This window comes from Fictibacillus fluitans, from assembly GCF_030418125.1.
Taxonomy (GTDB): Bacteria; Bacillota; Bacilli; order Bacillales; family Fictibacillaceae; genus Fictibacillus_C; species Fictibacillus_C fluitans.
In genome coordinates this window covers 1-14,546 of record NZ_JAUHTR010000025.1, presented here as the reverse complement: position 1 = coordinate 14,546, position 14,546 = coordinate 1, and the positions used below count along the sequence as shown (strand labels likewise).

Annotated in this window: 11 protein-coding genes and 1 other annotated feature; of the genes, 3 read left to right on the top strand and 8 right to left on the bottom strand. The window is 44.7% G+C overall.

Annotation, left to right across the window (positions count from 1 at the left end):
* From QYB97_RS23955 to QYB97_RS23935, 5 genes are all read right to left on the bottom strand, one after another.
* The gene (locus QYB97_RS23955) at positions 1–1,353 is read right to left on the bottom strand and encodes an aspartate aminotransferase family protein (RefSeq protein ID WP_301168522.1); all 1,353 of its coding nucleotides are present in this window, start codon (positions 1,351–1,353) and stop codon (positions 1–3) included.
* A 317-nt stretch (positions 1,354–1,670) separates the two neighbouring features.
* Positions 1,671–3,590: a threonine--tRNA ligase gene (thrS, locus tag QYB97_RS23950; RefSeq protein WP_301168521.1), complete on the bottom strand. Its 1,920-nt coding sequence runs from the start codon at positions 3,588–3,590 to the stop codon at positions 1,671–1,673.
* A gap of 327 nt (positions 3,591–3,917) precedes the next feature.
* Positions 3,918–4,144 (bottom strand) — a binding site (T-box leader).
* 69 nt (positions 4,145–4,213) lie between these two features.
* Complete coding sequence (rpiA, locus tag QYB97_RS23945; RefSeq protein WP_301168520.1) at positions 4,214–4,882, bottom strand: ribose-5-phosphate isomerase RpiA; 669 nt, start codon at positions 4,880–4,882, stop codon at positions 4,214–4,216.
* A 95-nt stretch (positions 4,883–4,977) separates the two neighbouring features.
* Positions 4,978–7,149 carry a type IA DNA topoisomerase gene (locus tag QYB97_RS23940; RefSeq protein WP_301168519.1) on the bottom strand — a complete coding sequence of 724 codons (2,172 nt, stop codon included), beginning with the start codon at positions 7,147–7,149 and terminating at the stop codon, positions 4,978–4,980.
* 95 nt (positions 7,150–7,244) lie between these two features.
* Positions 7,245–7,772, bottom strand: a complete 528-nt coding sequence (locus QYB97_RS23935) for a DinB family protein (RefSeq protein ID WP_301168518.1) — start codon at positions 7,770–7,772, stop codon at positions 7,245–7,247.
* Positions 7,773–7,929: 157 nt separating this feature from the next.
* Between QYB97_RS23935 and QYB97_RS23930 the strand changes: the two genes are divergently transcribed.
* Complete coding sequence (locus QYB97_RS23930; protein ID WP_301168517.1) at positions 7,930–8,466, top strand: GNAT family N-acetyltransferase; 537 nt, start codon at positions 7,930–7,932, stop codon at positions 8,464–8,466.
* 28 nt (positions 8,467–8,494) lie between these two features.
* Here QYB97_RS23930 and QYB97_RS23925 read toward each other — a convergent pair whose 3' ends face one another.
* Positions 8,495–8,950: an OsmC family protein gene (locus QYB97_RS23925; RefSeq protein WP_301168516.1), complete on the bottom strand. Its 456-nt coding sequence runs from the start codon at positions 8,948–8,950 to the stop codon at positions 8,495–8,497.
* A 163-nt stretch (positions 8,951–9,113) separates the two neighbouring features.
* On the opposite strand from QYB97_RS23925, the gene QYB97_RS23920 reads away from it, so the two are divergent.
* A complete protein-coding gene (locus QYB97_RS23920; RefSeq protein WP_301168515.1) occupies positions 9,114–10,274 on the top strand; it encodes a fused response regulator/phosphatase in 1,161 nt (386 codons plus the stop codon).
* Between the two features lie 44 nt (positions 10,275–10,318).
* Here the strand turns inward: QYB97_RS23920 and QYB97_RS23915 are convergent, their stop codons facing one another.
* Both QYB97_RS23915 and QYB97_RS23910 read right to left on the bottom strand, forming a co-directional pair.
* Positions 10,319–11,173: a CheR family methyltransferase gene (locus QYB97_RS23915; RefSeq protein WP_301168514.1), complete on the bottom strand. Its 855-nt coding sequence runs from the start codon at positions 11,171–11,173 to the stop codon at positions 10,319–10,321.
* Positions 11,174–11,185: 12 nt separating this feature from the next.
* The gene (locus QYB97_RS23910) at positions 11,186–13,942 is read right to left on the bottom strand and encodes a CHASE3 domain-containing protein (protein WP_301168513.1); all 2,757 of its coding nucleotides are present in this window, start codon (positions 13,940–13,942) and stop codon (positions 11,186–11,188) included.
* Positions 13,943–14,140: 198 nt separating this feature from the next.
* Between QYB97_RS23910 and QYB97_RS23905 the strand changes: the two genes are divergently transcribed.
* Positions 14,141–14,515, top strand: coding sequence for an avidin-fold protein (locus tag QYB97_RS23905; RefSeq protein ID WP_301168512.1), 375 nt, complete (start codon positions 14,141–14,143; stop codon positions 14,513–14,515).
* The last annotated feature ends 31 nt before the right edge of the window (positions 14,516–14,546 follow it).

Here is a 14,546-nt window from a genome sequence, read left to right as displayed (position 1 = left end):
CTATTCCTCCTTTACAGCTGCCTGTATGGCCTGTTCAAAAATCCAGCCTACATCCAAGACCTGTTCTTCTGTAATAATGAGCGGCGGCAGAAAACGAATCACACTGCCATGGCGGCCGCCGACTTCAAGAATTAGCCCGCGGTTAAAGCATTCCCGCTGGATCGCACTCGCGAGCGCTGGAGCGGCAGGAAGGCTTCCGTTCTTCCCTTTCTGTCCCTCAGAGTTGACGATTTCAGCACCAATCATCAATCCTCTCCCTCTTACGTCTCCAATTTGCGGATAAGACGACTGAATTTGCCCAAGCCTTTCACTCAAAAGCGCTCCCATCCTTTTCGCATGGGCAGACAAGTTCTGTTTTTTGACGAAACTAAGGGTAGCTGTACCCGCTGCCATTGCCATTTGATTGCCTCTGAACGTCCCAATATGCGCTCCCGGTGACCATTGATCGAGCTGCTTATCATAAATTACGACCGAGAGCGGCAGGCTTCCCCCGATCGCTTTTGACAGCACAAGTACATCCGGTACAATTCCGGCATGTTCGAAAGCAAAGAATTCCCCTGTCCTTCCGATCCCTGTCTGGACTTCATCAATGATCAGAGGTATGCCGCGTTCTTTCGTAATTCTCCTCATCTCTTGAAGCCATTCGACCGGAGCCGGAATGCTGCCGCCCTCGCCCTGAACGACTTCAAGGATCATGGCTGCCGGTGCCAAGATACCGCTTTCCGGATCATCGAGAAGATTCTCTATGTATTGTGAACTGATGCGGTGGGCATCTTCTCCGCCAATTCCGAACGGGTCCCGGTAGGTATATGGATAGGGCAAAAAGTGAACGTCAGGCATCAGGCCCCTTACTTTCTCCTTCGGCCCAAGGTTTCCGCTGAGTGCCATCGTGCCATGTGTCGACCCGTGATAACCACCCTGAAAAGATAGAATGCTCTGCCTTCCTGTTGCGGTTTTTGTTAATTTAATGGCAGCCTCAATGGCATCTCCGCCTGTCGGTCCGCAAAATTGGATCTTGGCATTTTGCGCAAATTCCGCCGGAAGGCAGTCGAACAGCTCGGTTACAAATTCTTCCTTGACCGGAGTGGTAAGGTCAAGCGTATGCAGAGGACGCTTATCCTTGATCACCTGCTGTATCGCCTCAATCACCACAGGATGATTATGTCCGAGCGCAAGCGTTCCGGCACCGGCCAGACAGTCATAATAGGTTTTTCCATCCACATCTTTTACAAAAATACCCTCGGCTTCCTCAATTGCTATAGGAATTCTGCGCGGATACGACCGGGCATTGGATTCTCTGTGCTCCTGTTGTTTTAAAAGAAATTCATTCTTTGTTATTTGTTGGGTGGCCATCTATATCAAAACTCCCTTTAATTGATAATGATTTTCATTAACATTTACAGCCTCTACTCTAAATGAAAACTATTCTCATCGTCAATCATACTTGAGAACCATTATCAATTATCTTTTCTCCTTTCAACAGCATGGTTATCTAGCTGCCAAATATGCTTAAATTCCTTGCAGAGCTGGGATTAATCCCTTTATGAAGCCCTTGGTTCAGAAACAGATTCCCCCCTTATCTAAGAATAATTAATAGTGCTTTTGTACTAATAGCTATGAATAAAAAAAGAGAGACGTTCTCATTCACATGAGAAACTCTCTCTTTTCCATCATTTTTTATTCTCAATTTCCACCTTTATTATATTTAAAAAATCATCTGGTTTCATAAAAACTGATGCCTTTTCACTATACCTCCTTACGCTGACTCCTTTGTTTTTAACCTCTTCATCACCAATTACAAGTGTGTATGGAGTTTTCAGCATTTGTGCCTCACGAATTTTATATCCCAGTTTTTCCTCCCTGAGGTCGGCTTCGGCTCTGATTCCCGATTTTTTCAAATGTTTCAGGATTTCTATTGCTTCATCCGAATGGGCTTCAAGCGACACGGGAATAATTTTCACCTGCACCGGAGAAAGCCATACTGGAAACGCCCCGGCATAATGTTCGATTAGTATACCCAAAAAACGGTCAATGGAGCCAAGAACCGCCCGGTGAATAACTACCGGACGCTGCTTTTCATTATGCTCATCCATATAGTGAAGGTCAAACTTTTCCGGCATTTGAAAATCAAGCTGAACCGTTGCGCATTGATGGCTTCTGTTGATGGCGTCACGGATATGAAAATCAATTTTCGGTCCGTAAAAGGCGCCATCTCCTTTATTGATCCGGTAAGAGAAACCTGACTTTTGTAATACCCTGGCCAGAGAACTTTCAGCTTGATCCCAGAGTTTTTCATCTCCCATAAAATCCTCCGGACGTGTGGAAAGCTCGACCTCAAAAGAAAAGCCAAATGTGCTGTAGACCTTACTGACCACTTGTAAAACAGATGCTAATTCCTCTTCAATTTGCCCGGGTGTTACAAAAATGTGAGCGTCATCCTGGCAAAACGTTCTTACCCTCAAAAGTCCATTCAATGCACCGCTGAATTCATGTCGATGCACCTGTCCAAACTCTGCCAATCTGAGCGGAAGGTCCCGATAGGAACGCCGCTTATTTTTGAAAATGAGCATATGTCCGGGACAGTTCATGGGTTTAAGCGCAAAGCTGGCTTCATCCACGTTCGTGAAGTACATATTATCCTTATAATGCCCCCAGTGGCCCGACTTCTCCCACAGCCTCTGGTTCATCATCAGCGGAGTCCTGACTTCTTCAAATCCGCCTATGTCCTGGAATTGCTGTAAAAAGCGTTCTAATTCCTTTCGAATCACCTGTCCTTTCGGCAAGAAAAACGGCATCCCTGGAGCTTCCTCTGAAAACATAAACAACTCCAGTTCTTTACCTAGCTTCCTGTGATTCCTTTTAGCGGATTCTTCCAATAATTTCAGATGCTCTTCCAGTTCCTTTTTAGAAGAAAAGGCGACACCGTAAATCCGCTGTAGCATCCGGTTATTGGAGTCTCCCCTCCAGTAGGCACCAGAAACTGAAGTTAATTTGAATGCCTTAATCCGCCCTGTTGAAGGAAGGTGTGGCCCCCAGCACAAGTCCTGGAATTCTCCTTGTTTATAAAAAGTGATCAACTCACCTTCAGGAATATCACGCAGCAATTCAAGTTTAAGCTCATCCTGCTTATCCTGCCAGTAGCAGGCGGCTTCGTCTCTTGATACCGTGATGCGTTCAATCCGTAAATCTTCATCAATAATTTTTTTCATTTCAGCTTCTATAGCGGAAAGATTTTCTTTTGAGATAGAGAATGGCAAATCAAAATCATAATAAAACCCATTCTCAATGGCAGGCCCGACCCCAAACTTCACCTCTCCGTAGATCCGTTGAATGGCCTGTGCAAGTACGTGGGCTGCGCTATGTCTTAATACCTCTTCGCCTTCAGGGGATTGCAGGCTGATAATTTCGATTTTCGCTTCTTCTTCAAGAGATGTGCTGAGATCCGCTAGCCGTCCATTTACCTTTCCGGCAGCTGCTTTTTTGCTTAAGCCAGGACTGATGGAGGATGCAATTTCTTGAATAGATACACCACTTGGATAGCTGTGCCGGGAACCATCGGGAAACTGAAGGCTGATTTCGTTTTCTTTCATTTTTCTCCGCTCCAATCTGTTTTTAGATAACAAAAAGCACACCCATCCCTATTCTAGGGACGAGCGTGCTTTTACCCGTGGTTCCACCCTGGTTCCTGCCATATTGGTCAATGGCAGCTCCATTTGCTTTAACGCAGCATCTGCGGAATAAGCTAGTCAATCTTAGTTTTACTCATTCAGCTCCCAGGTGGTAATCCAGGCCCCTTTGTCAGGAAGTTCTCAGCTTTCCTTCCTTCTCTGTATGACCGGTTGGCAATGGATATTGTCCTGTTCTCCACTATTTTCATTTAGAGGATGATTAAAAGAAAAAACGCACTCATCCCATAAAAAAGGGACGAGTGCGTTTTTACCCGTGGTTCCACCCAGATTCCCATCAAAAAGGCATGGCTAATTGATGGCTCCTTGGCTTTAACGCAGCGTCTGCGGTATGAGCTACTGTGTTCACCCAAACAGCTCAGGGATGGTAAGTCGTTCCGCTGCGTTGGGAAGTTCTCAGCACCCTTCCTCTCTGTGCAACCGTTCAGAATGACTCATGTTCCTTTCAATGCTTTTTAACCGTTCAGTTTTATTAAATTAGAATATACAGCATATTCCAGTTTGATACAAGAAATATTTTAAGCGTTTTAATATTTTTCGATGATTTCCGGACCGTCAGCCTCTCCGACCACAATGAGATCGGCACCATTCAAAAACAGGCCGTGCTCTACAACACCCGTCAGACTGTCCAGCCATGCTGCCAGCTGTTCCGGCTCACGAATTTTCTCCAAGTGGAGATCGATAATATAATGTCCACTGTCTGTCACATAAGGAGCGTTTTCTTTATTCCGAATCACCGGGGAAAGACCCTGTTTTTCAAAATATCGAAATAATCGCTGTGCTCCAAATGGTATCACTTCCACAGGCAGTGGAAATTTGCCCAATGATTCTACTTTCTTTGCAGGATCCACCACCCAGATTACTTTTGATGAGGCATTCGCGACCACCTTTTCAAACAAAAGTGCCCCGCCTCCTCCTTTAATGCCATTAAGCTTCGGATCGACTTCATCGGCACCATCAATGGTCAAATCGATCTGATCCACTTCGTCTATGGAGACTAGCGGGATGCCAAGTGATTCAGCCAGCTTGGTCGTAGAAGCTGACGTTGATACACCTTTTATCCGAAGGCCGTTTTCCACAGCCTCTCCAACTTTTTGTATGGTATAAAACACGGTGGAGCCTGTGCCAAGTCCGACCGTCATCCCGTCTTCGATGTAATCGGCTGCTTTTTCGCCTGCCAGTTGTTTTTGATTCATGGCCCTGTCTCCTTTGGGGTTTGGTTTCGTCTGTCCTTCTGACTTTAGGATACCATATCCGCGGAAAGACAGTCCCGAAGTGAACACTCTTCACCCTACATTTTAAACTCGATTTTTCCTGTTTCTTTGTTCAGGGCAAGAGCAGCAGCAAAGGGTTTGCCCTGCTTGCTTTTGAACCCCTTCAGCTTGGTGGTTTCACCCTTATTCAGAAGACTCTTCACCTGCGCGGGTGACAGCTTTTTCCTGGCAATTCTTCCCGAAATCGTAAATTTGCATCCTTCTTTATAGCCGCTGCAGCCGTAAAAATCATTACGTTTAATAGCAATATGGATGATATCTTTTCCGCAAAACGGGCATTTGCCCACAGGCTCATTTGCCGTTTTTGCCGTCCTGGATTCGGGCAGAGGTTCCACCTTCCAGCTTCCGGATGCTGCAATGGCATCCTGAATCACTTTCTCTGTCATCCTTTTCGTCATTTCCATAAACTGTCTGGCGTCCGCACGTCCCTTGCCAATTTCGTGCAGGCGCTGCTCCCAGAGAGCTGTTGTCTCAGCGGAGGTCAAAATCGAATCCTCGCCGATTGCCATAATTAACGCTTTCGCCTTTTCAGTCGCAAACACTTGGTTTTTTTGAACATGAATATAGTCCAGTTCTTCTATTTTTTTGATGATACTGCTTCTTGTGGCCTCTGTTCCCAGTCCCTGGACCTGGTTCAGCACCTTGCTGAGCTCTTCATCTTCAATCGTCTTTCCTGCGGTTTTCATTAAGGTGACCAGGCTTCCAAGGGTATACCGTTTCGGAGCCTGTGTCTTTCCTTCCCTTATGGATACCTTTTCTACGTTACCATTTTCTCCGGGTTGAACATCCGGCAGTACAACGTTCTCTTCATCGTCTTTAGTGTCTTCTTTTTTGGTGTTCTTTTCAAACAGGACCTTGCGCCAGCCCTCCTGTATGATCACTTTCCCCTTAGATACAAACTCATCGCGGTTATTGACTTTCGTTACAATGGTGGTTGTATCCATAATGGCCTTATCATAATGAGCGGCGATTACACTCCTGACAATCAGGTCATAAATATTCCGCTCATCTCGGCTTAGCTTTTCCGGATTTGCCACATTTTCAGTGGGGATGATAGCATAGTGATCTGAAACTTTGGCCGCATTCACAAAGCGCGGATTTCCCATTAAGGAACGTTTAGGCGCCGGCAGCAAATGCTTATAGTTTTCATGCTGGCCAAGCTTTTGTAAAATGCCTGGCAGCGTTTTTGCCTCTTCCTCCGTTATATACGGGCTGTCCGAACGGGGATAGCTGACCATCTTTTTCAGGTACAGTTCGCTTGTGATATTCAGCGTTTTATCTGGCGAGTATTTGTAGATTTGATTGGCTTTTGCCTGTAAAGCAGACAGGTTATACAGCATGGGCGGGTGATATTCTTTTCTGTCCTTTTTGATATCGGCGACCGCACAGTGCTGATTCCTGGTCCGTTCCAGGATCGCCTCCGCTTCTTCCCTGTTCTTGAGGCGGCTGTTCTCTTTTTCCTGCCATTTTCCGCTGTACTGCTTGCCGTTCACATCAAACTCCCCAATGACTTCAAAGAAAGGCTCCGGTTTAAAATTTTCAATTTCCGCTTCGCGTTTCACCACCAAAGCAACGGTGGGAGTCATTACTCTTCCCGTTGGAAAGGTCTCTCTTATTCCTTTTTTCTGCATGAGCAGCGTATACGCTCTTGTAGTGTTTAATCCTACCAGCCAGTCTGCACATGCTCTGGAATAGGCTTCAAAAAAGACAGGCAGCGTTTCCTGTCCGCTTTTTAAATGATGGAAGCCATCAAGAACGGCTTTCTTTGTCAAGGAAGAGATCCACAGACGCATGACCGGCTTTTTGCAGTTCATGTTCATCAGAAGCGATTTGTAAATGAGTTCCCCTTCACGCCCTGCATCTGTTGCTCCAATAATGCCTGTAACTTTCGGATCAAACGCCAGCTTTTTTATGATTTGAAACTGGTCCCATTTGGAGGGGGATACTTTGTAGCGGAACCGCTCAGGCATCATGGGCAATGTGTCGAGCTTCCACTTTTCCCATTCCGGTTTATACTCCTTAGGCGGCACAAGTTCCAGAAGATGGCCCACACACCATGTTAAATAAGCTCCGTCAGGAAAGGGATCCTGAGGAGGAATCTCATAATAGCCTTTTTGTTTTTTCACTTTAGAAAAAGGCCCTGCAAGTGCCTGGGCCTGTGATGGTTTTTCAGCAATAATTAACTTCATGGTTCACTCCCGGGAAACGAAAACTTCGAACATCTGTACTCTTTTTTTTATTATAGCACTATCACTAAAAGAATAGAAATGATCGGTTAAACCTGTCAATGTTTTGGAGCGAATAACGACTGTTCTTCATACAAATAAAAAATATAATCGGTCGCTGCCCCTGACTCACCCATCTGCCTGAGCATGGCCGTCAGGTTCCCGCGGTGATAAGTGCCATGATTAACGACATGGCCAATAAGGTCCTGCAGCGGAGCCTTGGCCTCACCAAATTTCGGATGAGAAATGGTGAGGGTCTGTTGCGGATCTTCAATTCCGTTCAGAAAGTTTAAATATTGTCCTGTGATCTCATCAAACTGTTTTTCCAGTCCTGCCAGTGACATGTTCTGTATTTTTTCATTAAATTCATTCAACCTGTCTATGGTTTCTGTATATTCCTTGCCAGTTATGGTCAAAAGCCAGATAAAATCCGTTTTCAGCATATGAACAAGTGTATCCTTCAGGGTTGGAAAAACACTGTTGATGTTTTGAGTGATCATGTCTTCCGGAAGCTTCTTTAAGTGTTCAAACCATTTATGATTGGCCCATTGATGGTAATTCATGATTTTCAGTGAATAATTTTCCATCCTTATATCACCCTTTTTCGATTAATAGCTGCCTTTTATGGATTCGATAAGAGCGGACATCTTCCTGCTCTCAAGACGTTCAAGAAACAGGAAACCAACTTTTTATGCAGAACTATTATCTAAGTACAGAATTTTTAATAGTGGAGGATCACCAATCATGGCAATTCAACAAAGAACCCGCTTGCGAGAATTAAGGCAAACCGACTGGAGATTTATACATTCCTACGCTTGCCTCGACATCTCCTGCCGTTATCAGCCGTGGGGGCCCAATTCTGAAGAAGAAACACTAAAGTTTGTGAGCCAGGCGATAAGGGATACGAAACAAAGCCCGAGATCACGGTTCGCGTTTGCGGTAATAGAAGAGGAAAATGAAGAACTAATCGGTGTAGCGGAATTGAACATACGTGACTTCAGCAATAAAATCGGGGAAATAGGTTATATCATCCATCCTGATTTTTGGAGCCGGGGGTACGCCACAGAAGCAGGCGCTCTTCTTCTCCATTTAGGATACACCGTCCTTGAGCTTCACCGGATCTATGCAACATGCCACCCTGAAAATACAGGCTCCATACGTGTATTGGAAAAGCTCGGGATGAAAAAAGAGGGAACGATGAGGGAAGATTTGAAGATGGAGAACGGCTGGCGTGATTCACTTCTATACAGCATCCTCGAACACGAGTGGGCTTGTATGTAAAAAATAAAACCAGCACAATTGTGCTGGTTTATTGATCTTGTCCGGTAACAATCCTTGCTTCCAGGCTGACTTCCACGTTACCCTGGATAGCCCTCGTAATCATGCAGGACGATTCCGCTTTTTCGGCAAGAAGCTTGGCCGTCTCCTTGTCCTTTTGCGAGGCATCTTCTTTTAAAACAATAAGGGGGCGGTGAATAATCTTCTTATAGGTGATAACCCCTTTTGTTACATCAACGATTCCTTCTGATTCCATGGTCAAGCTCACTTTTTCAAGCTTGCTTCGTTGCATCATGGCAGCGAGTGTAATAATATAACAAGTTGCCGCCGCCCCAAGAAGCATCTCATCCGGATTGGTTCCTATACCGGGGCCATCCATTTCCGGTGGAATGGATATCTTTGTTTTTAAATTGCCCGCCTCGATTTCTCCTACATCATTGCGAAGGCCGGGCCAGTTTGCTTTTAAGTGAAACGAATGCTGTGCCATTTCAGTTCCTCCTTACAATACTGCCATTACTATCATTTTATCAGTCTATCATCGTTCTCTCACGGTTTTTGCATGTAAAAGGGGTAATTGATACCTTTCTTTCACATTTTTAGTATAATAATAGAATATGACCGTGAAGTTTATTTAAAGGAGAAAACCGTCCATGACCATTCTTATGGTAGATGATAATTCTGTGAATTTATTTGTTATTGATAAAATATTAAAAGGTGCCGGATATGAAAATACGGTGTCCCTCTCATCAGCTGGCCAGCTGTTTGACTATCTGCAGATCGACAAGCCCCAGGCCCCTAAGCCCGACGTCGATTTGATTCTTCTCGATATCATGATGCCGGAAACAGACGGTATCGAGGCCTGCCGGCGCATTCAGGAATCAGAACGCCTAAAGGATATTCCCATTATCTTTATTACCGCTCTGGAGGACGCCAATAAACTGGCTGAGGCCCTGGATGTGGGGGGAATGGATTACATAACCAAACCTATCAATAAAGTCGAGCTGCTCGCCCGAATTCGTGTCGCCCTCCGGCTAAAATATGAAAAAGATTGGCACATGGAGCAGGAGAAAAAAATCAGGGATGAACTGGATCTGGCCATGCAAGTGCAGCGGAGCCTATTAAATCCCCCACTTCTTCAGGAGAACATCCAAATCAATGTATCCCATCTGCCATCTTTTAAGCTTGCAGGGGATATGTACTACTGGCATCGTTTCAATGATCACCGATACGGTGTCATTCTTCTGGATATGATGGGTCATGGACTGTCTTCCTCCCTCGTTTGCATGTACATCTCCTCTGTCATGAGAGATGCGATCAAGATGCTTGAAGATCCGGAACTCGTGATTAAAGAGCTGAACCGGTATATGGCACTGCTGTATAACCAAAAAAACTTTTACAATTATTATTTCACCTGTATATACCTTGTGATCGATACAGAAAGCAAAACAGTGGAATATGTGAATGCCGGCCACCCTCCAGGCTTTGTTTTAGTCGATGATTCCGAACTTTGCATGCTGGAGAGAGGCAGCTGTGCGGTTGGCTTTTTTGATCAGATGCAGGTGACAAAATCTACGATTCACTTTGAGAACGACATCCAGCTCCTTCTTTTTACAGACGGAGTGGTTGAAGCGAACAAAGATGAAAATCTGCTTTTGGAGAAACTTCAGTACATCGCTTCGCAAAAGTGGAACCAGACGATTACGTCTCCCATCCATATGGTCATCCCGGAAGAAGAACTGGGCAATCAGCAGGATGATATGTGTATCCTGATGATTCAGGCACAGGCCAGCAAAGTGACTTCCATCTTATAAACAGCTGAATAACAACAGAAAAAGACGGGCCGGCGGCCCGTCTTTTATCGTTTTTGATATATTTTTTCTGTGCAGTCAAACTCCAGGTAGTGTGTGGTCTTTTCTGAAAAACGAAGGGATTCTTTGTCGCCGAGACCAAGAAACCCGCCAGTACACAGGCTTTCATAGAATAAATCCTGGACTTGATTCTGCAACTCCCCTGTAAAATAAATCAGCACGTTCCGGCAAATAATCACATGAAACTCATTGAACGAGGAGTCGGTAACCAGGTTATGCTGTGCAAAGCTGATGTTCTTCAAAAGAGAAGGATGGAAATAAGCGAAATGGTCATCCGCTGTATAATACTCGGAGAATGCCTCTGTTCCGCCAGCCTGCATGTAGTTTTTCGTGTACGTCTGCATTTTGACTAGAGAAAAGGTTCCCTGTTTTGCTTTTTGCAATACATTTTCATTCATATCGGTAGCATATATCGTTGTTTTATCCGCAAGACCTTCTTCTTTAAGCAGGATGGCCATGGAATAAACTTCTTCACCCGTAGCACAGCCTGCATGCCAAATGCGTATGTTCTCCAGCTTCTTCAGCTCAGGAACCACTTTTTGGCGGAAGGATCTGAAAAATGAAGGATCACGAAACATTTCGGTTACATTAATGGAAAAGTCGTTGAGGATCTTTTCCAGGAATCCTTTTTCATGAATGATTTTTTCCTGCATGGCCGTAATGGTCCCGATCCGCTCCAGCCTCATCCGGTTTTGGATGCGCCGGATGATGGAGGACTTCATGTACTTTCTGAAATCAAAACCGGACAGTCGGTAGATCGCTTCAAGCAGCAAATCGACTTCAATGTGTTCCACCATTCCAATGTCCAGTTCCTCTTCACTTAACATTACTTGATTGTTCATCCGAGTTCTTCCTTACTTGTTTAATATCCAGACCCTCATGACAGAAAACAGCTGTTCAATTTTCAGCGGCTTGCTGATGTAGTCAGAGGCTCCGGCTTCCAGGCATTTTTCCCGGTCACTTTTCATGGCTTTGGCGGTCAGGGCAATGATTGGAATATCAGCCATGCTCTTCTCAGCCCGGATTATTCTCATCGTTTCATAACCGTCCATCACTGGCATCATGATGTCCATCAAAATGATGTCCACATCATTTTCATGTTCAAGCATCTCGAGGCATGCCGTTCCGTTTTCCGCAGTGATAACATTCATTTGCTCATTTTCAAGTGCCGTTTTCAACGCAAATATGTTGCGGTGATCGTCATCAACAATTAACACCTTTTTCCCCTTAAAAGAGCTGTCATTTTCTTTGACAGAGATAAGCTCTTGTCCACGGACAATGTCATCTTCGGATTCTTTCACTTCTTCAATTGCTGAATCATCCATAATGGTGGCAGCAACTTCGCTTTCTGTCTCATTAAACGGCAGCAATGGCTCGCTTTTCATCAAGCCATTTGGCAGGCTCGGGATGTACAGTGTAAAGGTGCTTCCTTCTCCCTCTTCGCTTTCCAGATCCAGCTGTCCGCCAAGCAATTTAACAAATTCCAGGCAGATTGAGAGGCCAAGACCCGTTCCTCCATATTTCCGAACAGTCGCTCCATCACCTTGCTGGAAGGCTTCAAAAATGAGATCATGCTTATCCTTTGGAATTCCTATTCCAGTATCTTTAACCGAGACCTTCAGCCAGTGATCGGCTCCGACTTCCGGATGAAGAGCCTTGTCTTTCGCTATATGAAGAGACACACGGCCTTTCTCTGTAAACTTGAAAGCATTGGAAAGAAGGTTTTTGATAATTTGCTGGAACCGTTTTTCATCGGTATAAAAAATATCAGGAACATCGATATCCTTTTTCACCTCAAAGGTTAGCCCTTTTTTATCGGCCATATGACCAAAATTACGTTCAAGCTGTGAAGGCAATTCACTCATGTTGACTTCACTGAAATGCATTTCCAGCTTGCCTGCCTCGACCTTGGATAAATCCAAAATATCATTAATCAAATTCAGCAAGTCCTGTCCGGATGAATGAATGACCCGGGCAAACTCCTCATCCTCAGAGGAAAGTCCCTTCGCGGAATTCTCGGCAAGCATTTCGGACAGAATTAAAATACTGTTGAGCGGCGTGCGCAGCTCATGGGACATGTTGGCCAGAAATTCAGATTTATAACGCGAACTTAAGGCAAGCTGTTTTGCTTTTTCTTCGAGTTCCACTTTTGCCTGCTGTAGTTCGGCTGATTTTCCTTCTGCCTCAATAGAACGCTGTTCCAGCTGTTCATTAATCATGCGCAATTCTTCCGACTGCATTTGCAGCTCCTCGGATTGCGTCTGGAGCTCCTCAGATTGTGCCTGAAGCTCTTCGGTCATGGCCTGGGATTCCTTCAAGAGGCGCACAACCTCCATTCGGCGAATCACACTGTCAATGGTCTGTCCAAATGTTTTCGTAGTATTTTCCACAAGCTCGACATGTTCTTGTGTAAATGTTCCGAGAGAAGCAAGCTCCAGGACGGCGATAACTTCATTCTCAAACATTACCGGTGCCATCAATAAACTTCTTGGGTGTACCTCACCAAGTCCGGTACCGATCATCTGGTAATCATCCGGAAGATCTTCAACGACCATTACACGCTGTTCAGCGGCACACTGGCCAATGAGACCCTCTCCTTGTTTAAAAGATTCCCGGCCAGCCGAATTCATCGGAGCTGCGTAAACGCCTTTTTTAATATAAGAAGCCTTATTGCCTTCTCCTTCACGTATATAAATGGCCCCTGTGGATGCCTCCGTAAAGTGGGCGATCCCTGTAATAAACTTGTCCCCCAGAACTTTAATGGTCGAGGTTCCCTGATAGCGCTCTACTACCTCATTGGTGCTTGACTGCAGCCATTCCCTGCTTTCAACAACAGAAAGAAGGTTGTTTGTCGCTTCCGCCAAGTCTCTGATTTCATCCCTGCTTTTCACATGGATCCGCTGGCTGACATCGCCGTTCGATGACATGGCAGCTATGGATCGTACAACCGCTTTTACGGTCTTCACAATGGAACCGGACACAAACACAGCAATCGCAGAAGATATCAGGACTACTAAGAACAACAGTACAAACAGGCTTGTCTTCAATACATCATTTTGGTGATCAAGCTTGTCCGCTCTTTCTTTGGTATATCCTTTTTCTGTTGTCCTGAACGTATCAAACTGGTTGCGGATGTCCTCTACTCCCTTGGTACGGGCGGTATCTTTTCTGAAAAAAGAAAGCACATCACTGTCCTGGCCTTCTCTCTTCATCTGTATGGATGGCTCAGCCGTATATTGAATCCATTGATTGATGTCATCGCGGATATCCTGCAGCCTTTTTTGCTGTGACGGGTTATCAGAAATTAAATCATACAATTTGTTGTAATTATTCTTCCAATCGTCCGCAGCCTGGTTATACGGTTCCAGAAAGCTTTCATCATCTGTAAGGATAAAGCCTCGCTGTCCGTTTTCCATATCGAGGACCTGCTTTTCAATTTCGTTCGTTAGCCCGTGCACTTCAATATCGTGGTTAATAATATAATTCCGCTCTTTCTGCATGGAGGAAACTTGGTTGTTCACTGCGATTATTGAAACGACCAGACACAGAATAATGACCAGATATCCGATAAAGATCTTGCCCCGGATTCCGAACCTCTTTCTCCCTATCATTCTATCATCCGCCTTTTTAAAGTCTCATGTTCACTTTATCTATTATAAACAAGTATTACCATTAAGGACAGCATGAACTTATTCATCAAGCCAACAAGAATTCCTTCAAAAAAATAATAAAAAACTGAATTTTCTGTTTTAATTAGTTAATACTTCTGTTATCATTATCTTTAAAACTTTAAAGGGAGGACGCGTTAAATGATTGATTACAATAACCGGCAATTTGTAACCATCCGTCAAGCAAAAAAGGGAGAGGTTTCATCAAAAACCTATTTTTCATATAAACAAGAGGGATCGATTGTCAGTGCCACCTATTCCGGCGGCGATATACTGAAAGGAAATATGGTAGGAGTGGCAGATGAGAACGGAAACATACAAATGACATACAGCCACATCAATCAGGACCATGAAATCAGGGGCGGTACATGTACCGCAGTTCCCCAAACATTGCCCGATGGAAGACTTCAGCTCACTGAAACGTGGACGCCTTCCGGAGAGGAACGCCATCAAGAGGTTTTTGCTGTGGAAGAAGTTTCTGAAATGATTTTTACCCCGCAAATCATTTTTAACTAATGTAAATGGAAAGAGCCTGAAATCCTATAAG

Bases quoted from the DNA above. Each gene is read 5' to 3' on its own strand.
- QYB97_RS23905 (WP_301168512.1), top strand. From the start codon at position 14,141: ATGATTGATTACAATAACCGGCAATTTGTAACCATCCGTCAAGCAAAA.
- QYB97_RS23915 (WP_301168514.1), bottom strand. From the start codon at position 11,173: ATGAACAATCAAGTAATGTTAAGTGAAGAGGAACTGGACATTGGAATG.
- QYB97_RS23930 (WP_301168517.1), top strand. From the start codon at position 7,930: ATGGCAATTCAACAAAGAACCCGCTTGCGAGAATTAAGGCAAACCGAC.
- thrS (WP_301168521.1), bottom strand. From the start codon at position 3,590: ATGAAAGAAAACGAAATCAGCCTTCAGTTTCCCGATGGTTCCCGGCAC.
- QYB97_RS23925 (WP_301168516.1), bottom strand. From the start codon at position 8,950: ATGGCACAGCATTCGTTTCACTTAAAAGCAAACTGGCCCGGCCTTCGC.
- QYB97_RS23910 (WP_301168513.1), bottom strand. From the start codon at position 13,942: ATGATAGGGAGAAAGAGGTTCGGAATCCGGGGCAAGATCTTTATCGGA.
- QYB97_RS23935 (WP_301168518.1), bottom strand. From the start codon at position 7,772: ATGGAAAATTATTCACTGAAAATCATGAATTACCATCAATGGGCCAAT.
- QYB97_RS23940 (WP_301168519.1), bottom strand. From the start codon at position 7,149: ATGAAGTTAATTATTGCTGAAAAACCATCACAGGCCCAGGCACTTGCA.
- QYB97_RS23920 (WP_301168515.1), top strand. From the start codon at position 9,114: ATGACCATTCTTATGGTAGATGATAATTCTGTGAATTTATTTGTTATT.
- rpiA (WP_301168520.1), bottom strand. From the start codon at position 4,882: ATGAATCAAAAACAACTGGCAGGCGAAAAAGCAGCCGATTACATCGAA.
- QYB97_RS23955 (WP_301168522.1), bottom strand. From the start codon at position 1,353: ATGGCCACCCAACAAATAACAAAGAATGAATTTCTTTTAAAACAACAG.